Source organism: Pseudolabrys sp. FHR47 (assembly GCF_005153485.1).
Classification (GTDB): Bacteria; Pseudomonadota; Alphaproteobacteria; order Rhizobiales; family Xanthobacteraceae; genus Pseudolabrys.
In genome coordinates, this window is sequence record NZ_CP039740.1 from 1,185,459 (window position 1) to 1,201,868 (window position 16,410).

17 protein-coding genes and 1 other RNA gene are annotated in these 16,410 nt (G+C 64.0%); 11 read left to right on the plus strand and 7 right to left on the minus strand.

What is annotated here, in order from left to right; genetic code table 11:
* The first annotated feature begins 181 nt into the window (after positions 1 to 181).
* Entirely contained in the window at positions 182 to 499 is a 318-nt protein-coding gene (locus E8Q40_RS05850) for a hypothetical protein (protein WP_246663011.1), read from the plus strand.
* Positions 500 to 567: 68 nt separating this feature from the next.
* Here the strand turns inward: E8Q40_RS05850 and E8Q40_RS05855 are convergent, their stop codons facing one another.
* The 5 genes from E8Q40_RS05855 to tkt all read right to left on the minus strand — a co-directional run bounded on the left by E8Q40_RS05855 (position 568) and on the right by tkt (position 6,773).
* Positions 568 to 1,200, minus strand: coding sequence for a glutathione S-transferase family protein (locus E8Q40_RS05855; protein WP_137043497.1), 633 nt, complete (start codon positions 1,198 to 1,200; stop codon positions 568 to 570).
* Between the two features lie 77 nt (positions 1,201 to 1,277).
* On the minus strand, positions 1,278 to 2,303 hold the full coding sequence (locus E8Q40_RS05860) for a class I fructose-bisphosphate aldolase (protein ID WP_137043498.1): 1,026 nt from the start codon (positions 2,301 to 2,303) through the stop codon (positions 1,278 to 1,280).
* Between the two features lie 37 nt (positions 2,304 to 2,340).
* Positions 2,341 to 3,534 (minus strand): phosphoglycerate kinase, encoded by a 1,194-nt coding sequence (pgk, locus tag E8Q40_RS05865; protein WP_137043499.1) that lies wholly within the window; start codon positions 3,532 to 3,534, stop codon positions 2,341 to 2,343.
* 136 nt (positions 3,535 to 3,670) lie between these two features.
* Positions 3,671 to 4,678 (minus strand): type I glyceraldehyde-3-phosphate dehydrogenase, encoded by a 1,008-nt coding sequence (gap, locus tag E8Q40_RS05870; protein WP_137043500.1) that lies wholly within the window; start codon positions 4,676 to 4,678, stop codon positions 3,671 to 3,673.
* Between the two features lie 130 nt (positions 4,679 to 4,808).
* A complete protein-coding gene (gene tkt, locus E8Q40_RS05875; RefSeq protein WP_137046604.1) occupies positions 4,809 to 6,773 on the minus strand; it encodes a transketolase in 1,965 nt (654 codons plus the stop codon).
* 421 nt (positions 6,774 to 7,194) lie between these two features.
* On the opposite strand from tkt, the gene E8Q40_RS05880 reads away from it, so the two are divergent.
* From E8Q40_RS05880 to ssrS, 3 genes are all read left to right on the plus strand, one after another.
* Positions 7,195 to 7,500, plus strand: a complete 306-nt coding sequence (locus E8Q40_RS05880; RefSeq protein WP_370455235.1) for a DUF4164 family protein — start codon at positions 7,195 to 7,197, stop codon at positions 7,498 to 7,500.
* Positions 7,500 to 7,889, plus strand: coding sequence for a cell division protein ZapA (locus tag E8Q40_RS05885; protein WP_137043501.1), 390 nt, complete (start codon positions 7,500 to 7,502; stop codon positions 7,887 to 7,889). Before E8Q40_RS05880 ends, E8Q40_RS05885 begins: the two co-directional genes overlap by 1 nt.
* A gap of 470 nt (positions 7,890 to 8,359) precedes the next feature.
* Positions 8,360 to 8,513, plus strand: a non-coding RNA gene (ssrS, locus tag E8Q40_RS05890) — 6S RNA.
* A 13-nt stretch (positions 8,514 to 8,526) separates the two neighbouring features.
* Here ssrS and E8Q40_RS22110 read toward each other — a convergent pair.
* Positions 8,527 to 9,627 (minus strand): hypothetical protein, encoded by a 1,101-nt coding sequence (locus E8Q40_RS22110; protein WP_205995857.1) that lies wholly within the window; start codon positions 9,625 to 9,627, stop codon positions 8,527 to 8,529.
* Here E8Q40_RS22110 and E8Q40_RS05900 point away from each other — a divergent pair.
* The 5 genes from E8Q40_RS05900 (at position 9,512) to E8Q40_RS05920 (ending at position 14,268) form a co-directional block, all read left to right on the plus strand.
* Complete coding sequence (locus E8Q40_RS05900) at positions 9,512 to 10,021, plus strand: 5-formyltetrahydrofolate cyclo-ligase (RefSeq protein ID WP_205995703.1); 510 nt, start codon at positions 9,512 to 9,514, stop codon at positions 10,019 to 10,021. The genes E8Q40_RS22110 and E8Q40_RS05900 overlap by 116 nt on opposite strands.
* Positions 10,022 to 10,031: 10 nt before the next feature.
* A complete protein-coding gene (locus E8Q40_RS05905) occupies positions 10,032 to 10,862 on the plus strand; it encodes a TIGR00282 family metallophosphoesterase (protein ID WP_137043503.1) in 831 nt (276 codons plus the stop codon).
* Positions 10,863 to 10,991: 129 nt separating this feature from the next.
* The gene (locus E8Q40_RS05910) at positions 10,992 to 11,987 is read left to right on the plus strand and encodes an MBL fold metallo-hydrolase (RefSeq protein WP_137043504.1); all 996 of its coding nucleotides are present in this window, start codon (positions 10,992 to 10,994) and stop codon (positions 11,985 to 11,987) included.
* Positions 11,988 to 12,034: 47 nt separating this feature from the next.
* Complete coding sequence (locus E8Q40_RS05915) at positions 12,035 to 13,399, plus strand: methyltransferase domain-containing protein (RefSeq protein WP_137043505.1); 1,365 nt, start codon at positions 12,035 to 12,037, stop codon at positions 13,397 to 13,399.
* Positions 13,400 to 13,521: 122 nt separating this feature from the next.
* Complete coding sequence (locus tag E8Q40_RS05920; RefSeq protein ID WP_137043506.1) at positions 13,522 to 14,268, plus strand: YebC/PmpR family DNA-binding transcriptional regulator; 747 nt, start codon at positions 13,522 to 13,524, stop codon at positions 14,266 to 14,268.
* Here E8Q40_RS05920 and E8Q40_RS05925 read toward each other — a convergent pair whose 3' ends face one another.
* Entirely contained in the window at positions 14,269 to 15,042 is a 774-nt protein-coding gene (locus E8Q40_RS05925; RefSeq protein ID WP_137043507.1) for a sulfite exporter TauE/SafE family protein, read from the minus strand.
* A 110-nt stretch (positions 15,043 to 15,152) separates the two neighbouring features.
* Between E8Q40_RS05925 and ruvC the strand changes: the two genes are divergently transcribed.
* Positions 15,153 to 15,662: a crossover junction endodeoxyribonuclease RuvC gene (gene ruvC, locus E8Q40_RS05930; protein WP_137043508.1), complete on the plus strand. Its 510-nt coding sequence runs from the start codon at positions 15,153 to 15,155 to the stop codon at positions 15,660 to 15,662.
* Positions 15,663 to 15,783: 121 nt separating this feature from the next.
* Positions 15,784 to 16,401: a Holliday junction branch migration protein RuvA gene (ruvA, locus tag E8Q40_RS05935; RefSeq protein ID WP_137043509.1), complete on the plus strand. Its 618-nt coding sequence runs from the start codon at positions 15,784 to 15,786 to the stop codon at positions 16,399 to 16,401.
* Positions 16,402 to 16,410 lie beyond the last annotated feature (9 nt).

Below are 16,410 nucleotides of genomic sequence, written 5' to 3' on the forward strand. Positions count from 1 at the left end.
CGGAAAAGGGGCGCCTTTTTGGAACAGATGTATTGCGACGGCAAGTGCCGCGGGCCCGCCAATGTCCGCGAAGTGCAGGGTTTGGCCGGGCGCCGCGTTAAATGGTCAGTGGCATGCGTCACTGAACATTCTCCGGGCATGGACGTTCTTGCCATCCCGACATTTGAAATGGAGGAGCTCCATGAGAGCTGTCTTTATGAGAGCCGTTTATCTCGTCGCCGCGTTGCTGATCTCAGGCTTTGCCGTTTCGACGGCCTCCGCTGCGCCCGTCGCGCCCGTGAGCGGCGTCAACCAGCACGCGCCGGTTATCGATGTGCAGTACTATCACCGCGATCGCGACCGCCGTGACTATCGCCGGCCTGCGCCACCCCCGCCGCGCTATCGCGCCGGCCACCGCTACAGCAGCGCGCCGCATGGCTGGCATAGGTATCATGCCCGTCCGCGCGACTGGAATCGCCGCGGTTGCATCATGGTCGGGCCGGTCTGGTTCTGCCCGTAGACGAAATCCAATATTGAAAACGAAGGCCCCGGCTTCGCGCCGGGGCTTTTTTATCTCTTGCCGCCCGCTTACTTGGGCATCGGGATCGGGCCCATGTCCTTCGGTACCTGGTAACCCTTCTGCACAGCCGGACGGCCGGCGATGGCGACGTACCAGCGCTTGACGTTGGGATACTCATTCAGGTCGATGGTCTGCCACTCGAAGCGCGAGATCCACGGCCAGATCGCGATGTCGGCGATGGAATAATCACCGGCGACGTACTCGTGCTGACCGAGCTGCGTGTTCAACACCTTGTAGAGCCGGTGCGCTTCTTTGAGATAACGCTCCTCAGCGTAGGGCGCCTTGCCAGGATTGTACTTCACGAAGTGATGCACCTGGCCCAACATCGGGCCGGGGCCGCCCATCTGCCACATCAGCCATTCGATGACCTTGTAACGGCCTTCGCCTGACGTCGGCATCAGCTTGCCGGTCTTGTCCGCGAGATAGATCAGGATGGCGCCCGACTCCATCAGCGACATGCCGTTGTCGCGATCGACGATCACCGGGATGCGGTTGTTCGGCCCGATCTTGAGAAACTCCGGCTTGAACTGCTCGTCCTTGTTGATGTCGACGGCGTGAACCGTATAGGGCAGGCCGACCTCTTCGAGCATGATGGATGCCTTGCGGCCGTTCGGCGTGGTCCAGGTGTACAGGTCGATCACGGGCGGTTTCCTCGTTCTTTATGGATTAAAGGCCGCCCATGGGCGGCCTTTTGCAGTTTTTGTTTGCGTGGCGCGATTTACGCCGCCTTCTTCTCCATATCCGCCGCCCACTTACCGAGCGCAGCCAGCGAATTCATGCGGGCCCGGTGCGTGAAAGCGGCCTGCGCGGCGGCGACGTTCGCTGCCTTGCCGGACCAGGCCTTCTGCGGCGCCGCCTGCAGCGCGCGGCCGTAGGAGAAGGTGAGGTTCCAGGGCAGGTTGCCGATCTTGTTCATGGCGTCGAGATGGGCGGTGGCTTCCTCGTCCGATTGGCCGCCCGACAGGAACGCGATGCCGGGCACGGCGCCGGGCACGCAGGCCTTGAGCATCTTAACGGTCTTCTCGGCGACTTCCTGCACCGAAGCCTTCTTCGCGCTCTTTTTGCCGGGCACCGCCATGTTCGGCTTGAGCACGATGCCTTCAAGCGGCACGCGCTGATAATAGAGTTCCTGGAACGTTTCCTTGAGCACGAACTCGGTGACTTCGTAGCAGCGCTCGATGTCGTGATCGCCGTCCATCAGCACTTCCGGCTCGACGATCGGTACGATCTGGTTCATCTGGCACAGCGCGGCGTAGCGGGCGAGCGCATGGGCGTTGGTGCGGATCGCGGTGTAGCTCGGGATGCCGGCGCCGATATCGATCACCGCGCGCCACTTGGCGAAGCGTGCGCCCTGCTCGTAATACTTCGGCAGGCGTTCGGGGAGTTTGTCGAGGCCGGCGGTGATCAGTTCGCCCGGGCAGTTCGGCAGCGGCTTGGTGCCTTCGTCGACCTTGATGCCGGGAATCGAACCAGCCTGCTCGATGATCTTGACAAGCGGCGTGCCGTCCTTCGCCTTCTGCCAGATCGTTTCGTCGTACAGGATCACGCCCGAGACGTAGTTCTTCATCGCTTCGGTGCTGCGGAACATCAGCTCGCGATAGTCGCGGCGATTGTCCTCGGTGTTTTCCACTCCGATGCCATCGAAGCGTTTCTTGATGGTGCCGGTGGATTCGTCGGCGGCCAGGATGCCACGGCCGTTGGCGGTCATGGCGACCGCGACTTTGTTCAGATCAGCGAGATTCATTGTCGTCTCCCCTCGTTACGGGCGGCACATCGTGCCGCTATTTTACTCTGAGAACCTCAACCCCCGGCAAGGCCTTGCCCTCGAGCCATTCGAGGAAGGCGCCGCCGGCGGCGGAAACATAGGTGAAGCGGTCGGTCACGCCGGCCACATTGAGCGCCGCGACGGTATCGCCGCCGCCTGCCACGGTGACCAGTTTGCCGGCCTGGGTCAGTTCGGCCGCGGCTTCCGCCACTGAAACGGTGCCCTTGTCGAAGGGTTCCATCTCGAAGGCGCCGAACGGGCCATTCCAGACCAGGGTCTTGGCGCGCGCCAGCACCGATACTGCCTGCTCGATGCTCTTCGGGCCGATGTCGAGCACCATGTCGTTGTCGCCAACCTGATCGGCATCGACAACGCGCGACGGCGCGTTGGCTTCGAACTTCTGCGCGACCACGACATCGACCGGCAGCACGATGTCGCGTTTGGCGGTCTTGGCCTGCGCCATGATCTTCTGCGCGGTGGGGACGAGGTCTGCTTCAACGAGCGATTTGCCCATTTTCTTGCCCTGCGCGAGCAAGAAAGTGTTGGCCATGGCGCCGCCGATGATCAGCGCATCGACGCGCTCCAGCAGATTGCCAAGCAGTTCGAGCTTGGTCGAAATCTTGGCGCCGCCGACAATGGCGGCGAGCGGGCGTTCGGGATGTTCGAGGGCGCGGGTGAGCGCCAAGAGTTCTTCCTGCATGGCGCGGCCGGCATAAGCCGGCAATTTGTGGCCGAGGCCTTCGGTCGAGGCATGGGCGCGGTGCGCGGCCGAGAAGGCGTCGTTGACCCAGATGTCGCCGAGCTTCGCCAGCGCCGCGACGAAAGCCGGATCGTTCTTTTCCTCGCCGGCATGGAAGCGCGTGTTCTCGAGGCAGAGAATGTCGCCAGAGTGCATCTCGGCGACGGCTTTCTCGGCGGCTTCGCCGATGCAGTCGGCCGCAAAGGCGACCTTGCGCTTGATGACATGCGCGACTTCGGCCGCGACCGGTTTGAGCGATTGCGTGAGGTCGACGCCCTTCGGCCGGCCGAAATGCGACAGCAGGATCACCTTGGCGCCCTTGTCGGCGAGCTCGGTGATGGCCGGGCCGATGCGCTCGATGCGCGTTGCATCGGTGACGACGCCGTTCTCCAGCGGCACGTTGAGGTCGACGCGGACCAGCACGCGCTGGCCTTTGACGTCGACGTGATCGAGGGTGTGGAATTGACTCATGTTGAACTATCCGTGGCCCTCATCCTTCGAGACGCGCCGCTTTGCGGCGCTCCTCAGGATGAGGGATAAAGATTTGAAGTCCTCGTCCTGAGGAGCTGGCCGCAAGGCCGGCGTCTCGAAGGACGAGGCAATTCGACTAAATCAACTTCCCCATCGCCACGGCCGTGTCGGCCATGCGGTTGGAGAAGCCCCACTCGTTGTCGTACCAGCTCATGACGCGCACCAAAGTGCCATCCATGACCTTGGTCTGGTCCATGTGGAAGGTCGACGAGTGCGGGTCGTGGTTGAAGTCGATCGAGACGTTCGGATGCAAGGTGTAGCCGAGGATGCCCTTGAGCTGCTGCTCGGACGCGCTCTTAATCGCGGCGTTGATCTCGTCCTTCGAGGTTGCCTTCTTGGCCACGAACTTGAAGTCGATGACCGAGACGTTCGGCGTCGGCACGCGGATCGAGACGCCGTCGAGCTTGCCGTTCAGTTCCGGCAGCACGAGGCCGACGGCCTTGGCGGCGCCGGTCGAGGTCGGGATCATCGACAGCGCCGCGGCGCGGGCGCGGTAGAGATCCTTATGCATGGTGTCGAGCGTCGGCTGGTCGCCGGTATAGGCGTGAATGGTGGTCATGAAGCCGTGCGTGATGCCGACGGCGTCGTTGAGCACTTTGGCGACCGGCGCCAGGCAGTTCGTCGTGCAGGAGGCGTTGGAGACGACGAGGTGATCTTTCGTCAGCTTGTCGTGGTTGACGCCGTACACCACGGTGAGGTCGGCGCCGTCGGCCGGGGCCGAGACCAGGACGCGCTTGGCGCCGGCGGTCAGATGCGCCGAGGCCTTGTCCTTGGCGGTGAAGATACCCGTGCATTCCAGCGCGATATCGATGCCGAGATCCTTCCACGGCAGCTTGGACGGGTCGCGCTCGGCGGTGATCTTGATCGCCTTGCCGTCGATATTGATGGTGTCGCCGCTGACGGTCACTTCCTTCGGAAAGCGGCCATGCACCGAGTCGTAGCGCAGGAGATGGGCATTGGTTTCCACTGGCCCGAGGTCGTTGGCGGCAACTACTTCAATGTCCTTGCGGCCGCTTTCGGCGATGGCGCGAAGGACGTTACGGCCGATGCGGCCGAAACCGTTAATAGCAACGCGGACAGTCATTTTTCAGTCGCTCCCGGTCGTTATATTTGCGCAGTCACGGCCCCGCGAAAGCGGGGCATTCGGCGCTTGACGGGCCCATAGCCAGCGAAAACTGGATCGCCCGCTTTCGCGGGCGATGACAGCAGGTGAACTATTTGCCCAATTTCTGCATCGCCGCTTCGGCAATGGCCTCTGCGGTAATGCCGAATTTCTTGTAGAGTTCCTTGTAGGGCGCGCTCGCGCCGAAGCTCGACATGCCCACGAAAGCGCCGTCATTGCCGATGATGGCATCCCAGCCCTGACGCACGCCGGCCTCGACGCCAATCCTGATGGGCGCGTCACCAATGATGGCGCGGCGCTTGGCCTCAGGCTGCGCGGCGAGAAGTTCGAAGCACGGCACCGATACGACGCGGGCGGCGACGCCCTTTTCGGCGAGCAACTTGGCGCCATCGACGGCGATTGATACTTCCGAACCGGTGGCGAAGATCGACACCTGCGCCTTGCCGCCGGCGGCATGGATTTCATAGGCGCCGTCGGCGCAGCGGTTGGCGCCGAGGAAGTCCTTCGACAGTTGCGGCAGGTTCTGGCGGGTCAGCGCCAGCACGCTCGGGCCATGCGCATTCTCGAGCGCCAGCTGCCAGCACTCCACGGTCTCGACCGCATCGCAGGGACGGAACACCAGCATGTTCGGGATCGCGCGCAGCGCGGCCAGGTGCTCGACCGGCTGATGGGTCGGGCCGTCCTCGCCGAGGCCGATCGAGTCATGCGTCATGACGTGGATGGCGCGTGCATGCATCAGCGCCGCAAGCCGCATCGCCGGACGGGCGTAATCGGAGAATACCAGGAACGTGCCGGAATAAGGGATGACGCCGCCATGCAGCGTCATGCCGTTCATCGCGGCGGCCATGCCGTGTTCGCGGATGCCGTAGTGAACGAAGCGGCCGCTGTAGTCCGCCGCCGAAAACGTCTTCTGTGTCTTGGCGCGGGTGTTGTTCGAGCCGGTGAGGTCGGCCGAGCCACCGATCATCTCCGGCACCGCCGGCACCAGGGTCTCCAGCGCGAACTCGGAGGCGGTGCGCGTGGCGATTTCCTTGGGCGTGGCGGTGAGGCTTTCCTTCACCGCCTTCACCGCGGCATCGAGCGACGCCATCGGCAATTCACCGTTCATGCGGCGGGTGAATTCGGCGCGCTTGTCGGCATCGAGCGCGGCAAAGCGCTTGTCCCAGTCGGCGTGCGCGGCCTTCGAGCGCTCGCCGGCCTTGCGCCAGTCCTTGAGGATGTCGGCCGGGATTTCGAACGGCGGCGAGGTCCAGCCCAGCGCTTCGCGGGTACCCTTGATGTCGTCGGCACCGAGCGGCGAACCGTGCGACGACGACTTGCCGGCCTTGCTCGGCGAGCCGAAACCGATGGTGGTGCGGCAGGCGATCATCACGGGCTTGTCGGAGGACTGCGCCTTGGCCAGCGCATCCGCGATTTGTTTGTGGTCGTGACCGTCGATGCGCCAGGCATTCCAGCCGCAGGCCTCGAAACGCTTCACCTGATCGACCGAGTCGGCGAGCGTCAGCGGGCCGTCGATGGAAATGCCGTTGTCATCGAACAGCACAATCAGCTTGTTGAGCTTGAGATGGCCGGCGAGCGCGATGGCTTCGTGCGAAATTCCTTCCATCAGGTCGCCGTCGGAGGCGAGCACGTAGGTCTTGTGGTTGGCGACCGTGTCGCCGAACACGGCGGCCATGTGCCTCTCGGCCATTGCCATGCCGACCGCGGTGGCGATGCCCTGGCCGAGCGGGCCGGTGGTGGTCTCGACGCCCTCGGTGATGAAGTTTTCCGGATGGCCCGGCGTCTTCGAGCCGAGTTGGCGGAAGCGCTTGATATCCTCGATCGTCACCGACGAATAGCCGGTGAGATAGAGCAGGGCGTACATCAGCATCGAGCCGTGGCCGGCCGACAGCACAAAGCGGTCGCGATCAGGCCACTTCGGCGCCGCCGGGTCGAATTTCAGGAACTGCGTAAATAGCACCGTGGCGATGTCTGCGGCGCCCATGGGCAGGCCGGGGTGCCCGGAATTGGCCTGCTGGACGGCGTCCATCGCCAGCGCCCGGATCGCGTTGGCCATCGGCGAGGTGACGCCGACCGGATGCACGGCACGATCTGGATGAGTCGCGGCGGCGGAAGCAGTAGGTGCTGACATGAAAAACGGCCCGTTTTGCGGGTTCGCATAGCACGCACGGCCCTTGAGTCAATGTGACGGGCGGTACAGCCATGTTCCGTGCACAGGGGCGGCAATTCTCCGGGGCATATGTGGTGCCCGGCGTTGACGGGGGCTTCGCCCAGCCCGTAAGGTTCTTGTCCTAAGCAATTGCCCCGCAAGCATTTTCGGGCAGCGAACAAGATGGCCGCTTCGGGCGAACAGGCTTCGGACGAACAGGCTTCGGGCAAACACAATGGCCGCGCAGGCAGGATGGCGTGAGGTCGCAAGCTACGGCGAAAGGGGCGCGCAGGCGCCGGCTCCGCAGAGGGCGCGTAATGGATCGCCTTTGGGATCTCCCCATGGATCGCATCACATGACCGGCGAAGGCGGGCTCGACACGGCGGTGAAGCGGCTGGCGCTGGCGCTCGATGCGCTCGACGCCGCGGTCGAGCGCCGCCGCGAAGCCGATCGCAACGAAGATACACTCGCCGCTCAAGTGCAGTTGCTGGGTGCTGACCGTGCCCGGCTCGCCGACAAGCTAGACAACGAGACGGCGCTGGCGCGCGAACTGCGCGACGCCAGCCGGGACGTTGCGGCCCGGCTCGATCAGGCCATCGCCGAGGTCCAGGCCCTGCTCGGGGAAGGTGAGTGATGGGCACGGTGAACGCGACCATCGCCGGCCGCCAATTCCGCCTCGCCTGCGAAGATGGGCAGGAGCCGCACCTTCAGGCGTTGGCCAAGGACATCGACCAGCGCATCATCGATCTGCGCGCGCGCTTCGGCGAAATCGGCGACACGCGTCTGACCGTGATGGCGGCGCTGATGGTGGCCGACGAAAACTCCGAACTGACGCGCAAGCTTCGCCTGCTTGAGGAAGAAGTGGCGGCGCTGCAGGATGCCCGCGTGGTGGCGGCCGACCGCGCCAAGGCTGCGTCCGATGCCGTGGTTGGCGCCTTCAACTCCGCCGCCGAGCGGCTTGAAGGCATTACCCGCAAGCTCAACCACTCTCTGCCCGCCGGCACAGGCGTCGGGATCGGTTGAGGCGTTTCAGGCGGCTGCCGTTAACCAGAGGCTGGAACCCGCGGCCAAGGTAACCATTGCGGGCCAAACGGTATTATTCAGCAGTTCCGATAAAACTGCATAAGTCATTTTTTAACGGCTTGTTAGCTACAGGCTATCGCGTTGGTTGTTCCGGCCCCCTCCGAAGGTCGCCGCGATGGAATGCCCCATGGACTGCAACTGCATCCGGGTCCGGCCCGGCCCCCGAGCGGGCTGGCTGATCGAGGGTGGCGCCCGGGAAATGGGCCCGTATTACTGCCGCGACCTGGCCTTGCGTGTCGCTATCACCGAAGCCTTGTCGGTCAGACGGGCCGGCCGATCCGCCCATATCGAAGTTGAAAACAGTGACGGCGTGACCGTAGCCAGACGCTGCCTGTGCGCGAGTTTCGAGTCTTAGACGTCCGTCCGGGGAGTCGCTGGCGCCGGGGTGGCCAAGCCACTACATTGATTTGGCGGGGCTGCGAGGTGCGTGGGGGACACATTCCCCGGGGCCTTACGATCCTCAAGGGAGCTGTCCCTGGCCAGGCCCGTGGGCTTGGTCACATGGCGCCCACCTACTTCTGTAGGTTCCCGGGATCACACTCTCACGGCCATTGCGGCTCCGCACTTCATCCCTTTGTTAGGCCTTCGGCCCGAGACTGTTGTTCACAGCAGCCAGGATGGCGCCGTTGATCGCGACGTAAAGATCGTCCGAGACGCGTTGATATTCGATGTCGGCCGCCCCCTCGAAGCCCATGTCGTTCCAGCTCCCCATTCCGCCGAACACCCAGGCGCATTCGGCCGCCTGCAGCAGATTGGCGGCACGCGGCGCCAGTATTTGCATGTAAGAGTCCAGGGGATAAGCGGGGCGGCCCGGCGGAGCGGCGAGGCACTTCAACGCCGTTTCAAACGTGTCGATGAAATTGTCCAAATGGCCCTGCCGCTTGGCAAAGGATCGTATGGCAACAAGCGCGCGTTCGAGTTCGTCGCTGGCTGCGGCGAGATCGGGCGGCTGATGCGGCGGACCGGGCGACGTGTCGATACATCCGTAAGTCACCCGCCAGATTTTGTCGTCGGAGGCATGGCGCTCGCCGGCTTCCCAGCGCGCGATCCATTTCTGACGGATATTGCCAGGCAGCTCGATCTCCAGTGCCCAATCGCCGCCACCGCCGGCGAAGGCTGTGGCGATACGTTCCGCAAGCGGTTCGTCGTCTCGCGGTCCCAATGTGAGGGCGGCGCCGACGGCCCGCTCCTCGAAGAGGCTTTCGATCCACAAGTCGGGCGTCGCGGCCACGATCGATTCTTGCCACTCGCCGGAAGGATTTTCCTCGAGTGTTACGAACGAGATCGACCGACAAAATCTGTAGGCTGCGTGGTCGGGCGCAACGCGCAGCTTGTTCCCTGCGAGCGCAGCATTGACGTCGCAGGCCAGCGCAATAAGTTGAAAAAGTTCGCCGTTCACGGGCCAATCTCGGGTTTTGACAGTCTCGCCCCGCAGCGGGGAGGGCGATAGCGTACACCGGAACGAGGGGATATAACGCGCCGTGACCGCTTCATCGTCAGATTCCCCAGTTGCCGCGAGCAAGAGCGATTTGCGCGCCGCCACGCTCGCGAAGCGCGACGCCATGGCGGCCGCGGAGCGGCAGGCGGCGGCTGAAACTTTGGCAGCACGCGGGCTGCCAATCGCGGTGAAACCGGGCGCGATTGTCTCCGGCTTCATGCCGATGAAGACCGAGATCAATCCGCTGCCTTTGCTGCGCAAGCTGGTGGGCGAGGGGGCGAAGCTGGCGCTGCCCTGCATCGACGGGCGCGGCAAGCCGCTGATCATGCGCGCCTATCGCTTCGGCGATACGTTCAAGTCCGGCCAGTGGGGCATTCGCGAGCCCATGCCCGAGGCGCCCGAAGTGAAGCCCGACATTCTTCTGGTGCCGCTCGTCTGTTTCGACCGCAGCGGCCAGCGCATCGGCTACGGCGCCGGCTACTACGATCGGACCATTGCGAATTTGCGCGCGACCAAGCCAATAACGACCATCGGCATTGCCTTTGCGATGCAGGAAATACCGCAGGTGCCAGCTACGGAGCACGACGAGCGGCTCGATTTCGTGCTAACGGAAAAAGAAGTTATCGCGTTTTGAAAGCAGGCTGATGCGACTGTTATTTATCGGCGACATTGTCGGGCGCGCGGGGCGTGCGATCGTTCAGGACAAGCTGCCCGGACTGGTGCGTGACTGGAAACTCGATCTGGTCGTTATCAATGGCGAAAACGCCGCCGGTGGCTTTGGTATCACCGAGACGATCTATCACGAACTCGTCGACGCCGGCGCCGACGCCATCACGCTCGGCAACCACTCCTGGGATCAGCGCGAGGCGCTGGTGTTCATCGAACGCGCGCCGCGTCTCATCCGCCCGGTGAATTACCCGAAAGGGGCGCCGGGCCGCGGCGCGGCTTTGGTCGACGCCAAGAACGGCAAGCGCGCGCTGGTCATCAATGTCATGGGCCGCATCTTCATGGACCCGCTTGACGATCCCTTCGCCGCCGTCGAGCGTGAAATCGCCGCCTGTCCCTTGCGCGAGGCGGCCGACGCCATCGTCGTCGACATCCATTGCGAGGCCTCGAGCGAGAAGCAGGCCATGGGCTATTTCTGCGACGGCCGCGCCTCGCTTGTCGTCGGCACGCACACCCATGTGCCGACCGCCGATCATCGCATCATGCCGGGCGGCACCGCCTTCATGACCGATGCCGGCATGACCGGCGATTATGACAGCGTCATCGGCATGACGAAGGACGAGCCGCTCACGCGCTTTCTGCGCAAGATTCCCGGCTCCAAGTTCGAACCCGCCGCCGGGCCCGCGACCTTGTCCGGCATCGCTGTCGAGACCGACGACAAGACGGGACTTGCGGTTCGGGTGTCGGCGGTGCGGATCGGCGGGCTGCTCGATCCGGCGACGCCCACGTTTTGGGCATCGGCGAAATAGGCTTCGATGGAGTCCCTGAATGGATTCCATCAAGTAATTTCAAGAGAGCGTCGTCTTCCAACAAACTCGCATGCGCCCATATGCCTTTGACCGCCGCGTCGGCGGGGCACAGCATTGGAAGGGCGATCCATGTTTGACGAATCCATCGGCGGCCTGAAGCTTTCGCGTCGTGACCTGATTGCAGGCTCCGCCGCGGCGTCGGTCCTGGGACTGTTGGGCGGCAGTCGGGCGCTTGCCAAGGCGCCAATGATCAATGCAGCGGCGCCTGCCGTCTATCGCTTCAAGATTGGCGCGTTCGAAGCGACGGTGGTCTCGGACGGCCCTCTGGCGATCGGCGAGGCGAAGCCGGAGCTGTTTCAAGGGCTGAGCAAGGAAACGATCGACCGGACTTTATCGGACAACTTCCTGTCGCGATCGAACGTGACGCTCGAACAGAATGCCCTCGTCGTCAATACCGGCGACAAGCTGGTGCTGTTCGATGCGGGTGTCGGAGTTTCGCCGGCGTTCGGGCCATCGACTGGCCGGTTGATTGCCAACCTCAAGGCGGCCGGCATCGAACCCGAAGCGATCGACGCGGTCGTCATAACGCACGCGCATCCGGATCATTGCTGGGGTCTTGGGGCCGGCGCCGCCTTTCGATTCCCGAACGCGCAGGTCTATCTGTCGCAGGGGGACTTCGAATTCTGGACAGACGAGGCCAAGCGCTCGATGCCGTTCATCGGCGGCTTCATTGATCCGACGCGCGCGGTGCTGTTGCCGCTCCGCGAGCGCATGATTTTCGTCAAGGACGGACAGGAGATCTTGCCGGGCATTCAGGCGATGGCGACGCCGGGCCATACCGTGGGCCATACGTCCTATGTGGTCTCTTCGCAGGGCCAGTCAATCCTGAACACGGCGGACCTCGCTCACCATTTCGTGCTGGTGATGGAGAATCCGAAGGTGAAATTCGGCTTTGACACCGACCCGGCGCAAGGTGCCGACACGCGGATCCGTGTCTTCGACATGGTCGCCGCCGGCAAGATGCCGATCATCGCCTATCATTTCCCGTGGCCCGGCATCGGCCACGTGGTCAAGCACGGCGACGGTTATCGCTACATAGCCACTCCGATGCTGACGGCGTTGTGAGCCCCGGTTAACCTTTCGTTAACCACGTTGATGTCCTCTCGGACATCATGGCGCTTCACGTCAACGCAAATCTCGCGCTCAGGCTCGTGCACGACGAAGCGCGGCGGGTGGATGCGCGTTCACAGCCCGATCCGCGCGCGCAGCTTGCCGCGCAATTCATCCCGGCCGGCGCTCGCATTCTCGATCTCGGCCACGGCGGCGGCGAGACCTTGCGCGACCTGGTGCCGTTCGGCTGCACTTATGAGGCGGTCGATCATCTCGCGCACGGCAAGGGTTCGCTGATCCACAATCTCACCGGCGCCGAGTTTCCGACAAAGGCGGCGACCGAAACCGACTTGATCCTGATGCTCGGTGTGCTCGAGCATGTCGCCGATCTCGACAGCCTGTTCACGCATCTGCGCTTCTGCAAGCAGGACGCGATCGTCAGCTATTGCCCCACCGATCTCGTTGGTGGCGAAGCGCGCGCAGCGCGTGGTTTCGCCAACCACATGGGCTATGCCGAACTCATCCGACTGTTCGACCGCTACGGCTTCCGCATCGAATGCACGGCGCCGGTCTGCGACACCGAAATGATGTTCCGCCTGACGCCGACGGGGCGCCTGGCGGCGGTGGCTGCCTGTGACGTCGCGGTGATCTCGGAAAGCGACGCCTCCAATTTCGGCGACCGTCTCGGCGTGCAGATGATCAACAACCTGCTGCCGGGCGAGGCGCGCATTCATCACATGACCTTCACCGGCCTGCGCGAGAGCCTCGCCACCGCGCGCGAGAGCTACGATCTGGTCATCATCGGCGTCGGCAATGCGATGTTCCAGCCGCTGATCGGCGACGACATCCTGCGCATCCTGGCGCGCGCGAAATCCGCCATCGGGATCTTCGGTACTGCGTATCGCGAATTGATACCGCGACCGATGATCGATCGCGTCATCGACCGGCTCGATGTCTGGTACGCGCCTTATGCCGACGATGTGATGCTGTATGGCCGCGGCCGCTCCAATGCCGTGCATCTCGGCGACTGGACCATCGGACAGTTTCCGCTGACCCGTTCCATGCTCGACGAGCCATTGCAAATCGGTGCCAATATCGGCGCCGAAATTCCGCTCGACCGCACCATCGAGATGATCCAGCGCCACCGCAAGGTCTATTCGGCGCGGCTGCATCCCTTGCTGTGTGCGCTGACCTCGGCCGAATACGTGGCTTATGCCGAGGAAGCCTCGGGCCAGATGCCGGGCATCGTTTCCGGCAAGTTCCGCTCGATGCTGGTTGACGTGTTCGGCCGCAGCTATCCCGAGCGCGAGTTCTTCATGGTCGATGGCGACGCGGTCGCCCGCTACAAGGCCCGCGTCCACGCCAATGTCGCCGAGATGCGGACCCGGGTCGCGGCCATGCTGAGGAATGTGGCGGTGGCGGGCTGACCGTCACCCGTCGAGGCTCGCTACGCTCGCTTCTCAGGGTGACGGAGTGGGAGTTTATTTTCCCCGCCGCCCGGATTATATAGCCGCACCCATCAAACCCTCAGAACGCGCGATCAAGAGCCATGGCTGGTCATTCCCAATTCAAAAACATCATGCACCGCAAGGGGAAGCAGGACAAAGTCCGCTCCAAGGTGTTTGGCAAGCTGGCGCGCGAAATCACGGTGGCGGCCAAGCTCGGCCTGCCGGACCCGGCCTTCAATCCGCGCCTGCGCCTTGCCATTCTCGCGGCCCGTGCCGAGAACATGCCCAAGGACAATATCGAGCGCGCCATCAAGAAGGCGTCCGGCTCCGAGCAGGAGAACTACGAAGAGATACGCTACGAGGGCTATGCCCCCGGCGGCGTCGCGGTCATCGTCGAGACCCTGACCGACAACACCAACCGCACCGCCGGCGACGTGCGCTCGATCTTCACCAAGGCCGGCGGCAACCTCGCCACCACCGGCGCGGTGTCCTTCATGTTCGACCATGTCGGGGTGGTCGAGTACGACACCGACAAGGCGAGCGCCGACGCGATGCTGGAAGCGGCCATCGAGGCCGGCGCCGAGGATGTCATTTCCGATGAGAGCGGCCACCAGATCGTCACCCAGCTCGAGAGCCTCAACGAGGTGACCAAGGCGCTGGAGGCCAAGTTCGGCGAGCCGCGCAAATCAGGCATGGTGTGGAAGCCGCAGAACACAGTCGCCGTCGACGACGAAGCGGGCGAGAAGATCGTCAAACTGGTCGAGGCGCTGGAAGAAAGCGACGACGTGCAGAACGTCTATGCCAATTTCGAATTGTCCGACGCGCTGATGCAGAAGATGAGCGCGTGATCAGCGCCAGGCGTCGAACAGCGGCAGGCTGACCAGCCCCGAGAACGCGATGATGATGTAGGCGATGCGGCGATAGAGCACGTCGCTGGTGCCGCGGAACCAGCGCGCGCCCAGCGTCATCGCCAGCACGAACGGCACGCCGATGACCAGCGAGAGGGCCAGCACCTCGCCGCCGAAAAGACCGTTGTATGCGTAAAGGGCAATGCCCAGCAGGCCCTGCAGGGCGAACAGCACCATGATGTTGGCGCGCACGGTCGTGGCGTTGTTCTGGCCGCCGAGCCAGAACACCAGGAGCGGCGGCGCCGCGATCTGCACAGAGCCGGAACCGAACCCGGCCATGGCGCCGACGCCGAACGAGATGGCAGGCGTCGGTTTGCGGTGGTAGCGCCAGCCGGTGATCAGCGCGATGAGCGCGAACAGCACCAGCGCCGCGATGAACCAGCGCAGGATCAGGGCGTCGACATAGAGCAGCGCTGCGACGCCGAGCGGCAGCGCCAGCGCGCCCCCGGCGGCGACCGGCAGCACTTCGCGCCGGGTCGCCAGCGGCCAGACCCGGACGGCGAAAGGCAGGCTGGCGATCGTATCGACCAGCACCATGGTGCCGGCCGCGACCGGCGGGCTGTACAGCGCCGAGATGAGCGGCACGTAGATGAGCGCCGAGCCGAAACCAGTGAAGCCGCGCACCAGCCCGGCGATAATGGAAATGGCCAGCGCAATGGGAAAGCGCGAGTCAGCGGTGGCCCCGGCGAAGGCCGATACAATGAAGTCAGTCATTTCAGACCCCCGGCAGGGCCGCCTGTCTAGCAGGCGGTGGCGGGCCGGACGACCCTGCCGGCTGCATAGCTCATCTGGTTCGGCGCGCTTGTGGGGGCTATCAACGGGGTATGGCCCGTCAACCGATTCGCATTCTCGGCATCGATCCCGGCCTCCGCCGCACCGGCTGGGGGCTCATCGAGAGCGATGGCAATCGCCTGATCCACATCGCCTGCGGTTCCGTCGAAACCTCCGAGCGCGCTGACCTTGGTACGCGGCTGGTCACCATTCATGACGGGCTGATGGCGGTGATCGAGCGCTATGCGCCGCAGGAAGCGGCGGTCGAGGCGACCTTTGTCAACGGCAACGCCGCCTCGACGCTCAAGCTCGGGCAGGCGCGCGGCATCGCCATGCTGGTGCCGTCGCGCGCCGGCATCGCCATTGCCGAATACGCGCCAAACCTGATCAAGAAGACCGTTGTCGGTGCCGGCCATGCCGAGAAGGCGCAGATCCGGTTGATGATCGGCGTGCTGCTGCCGAAAGCAGCGCCGCAAAGTGAGGATGCTGCCGACGCCCTCGCCATCGCCATCTGCCACGCGCATCACCGGGCGAGTGTTGTGATGAAGGCGGCGGCAAGATGAACCCAATTTCTGTCATTCCGGGGCGCCACGAAGTGGCGAACCCGGAATCCATAACCCCCGTTTGTGATTATGGATTCCGGGCCCGGCCCTGCGGGCCGTCCCGGAATGACGGGAGACTTTCATGATCGGCAAACTGAAAGGCATCATCGACTCCTACGGCGAGGACTACGTGATCCTTGACGTGGGTGGCGTCGGCTATCAGGTGCACTGCGCCGCGCGCACGCTGACCGCGCTGCCGGCGCCGGGCGAAGCCGCGACCTTGTCCATTGAAACCTATGTGCGCGAGGACCAGATCAAGCTCTTCGGCTTTTCGACCGACGGCGAGCGCGAATGGTTCCGTCTGCTGCAGACGGTGCAGGGCGTCGGCGCCAAGGTGGCGCTGTCGGTGCTGTCGACGCTCAAGGTGAACGAACTCGCCAATGCCATCGCCATGCGCGACAAGGCGAGCGTTGCGCGCACGCCCGGTGTGGGCCCGAAGGTCGCCGAGCGCATCGTGTCGGAACTCAAGGATAAAGTGCCGGCCTATGCCGATGTCGATTTCGGTGCCGCGCAGGTGGCCGGCGCAGTGGATGAGCGGCGCGCGCCGAAACCGGTACTCGATGCGGTGTCGGCTCTGGTCAATCTCGGTTACGGTCAGCCGCAGGCGGCGACCGCGATCGCCGCGGCATCGCGCGCGCTGGGCGAGGGCGCCGAGACGGCGGCGCTGATCCGGCAGGGCCTCAAAGAGTTGGCAAAGTGATAGACTGAT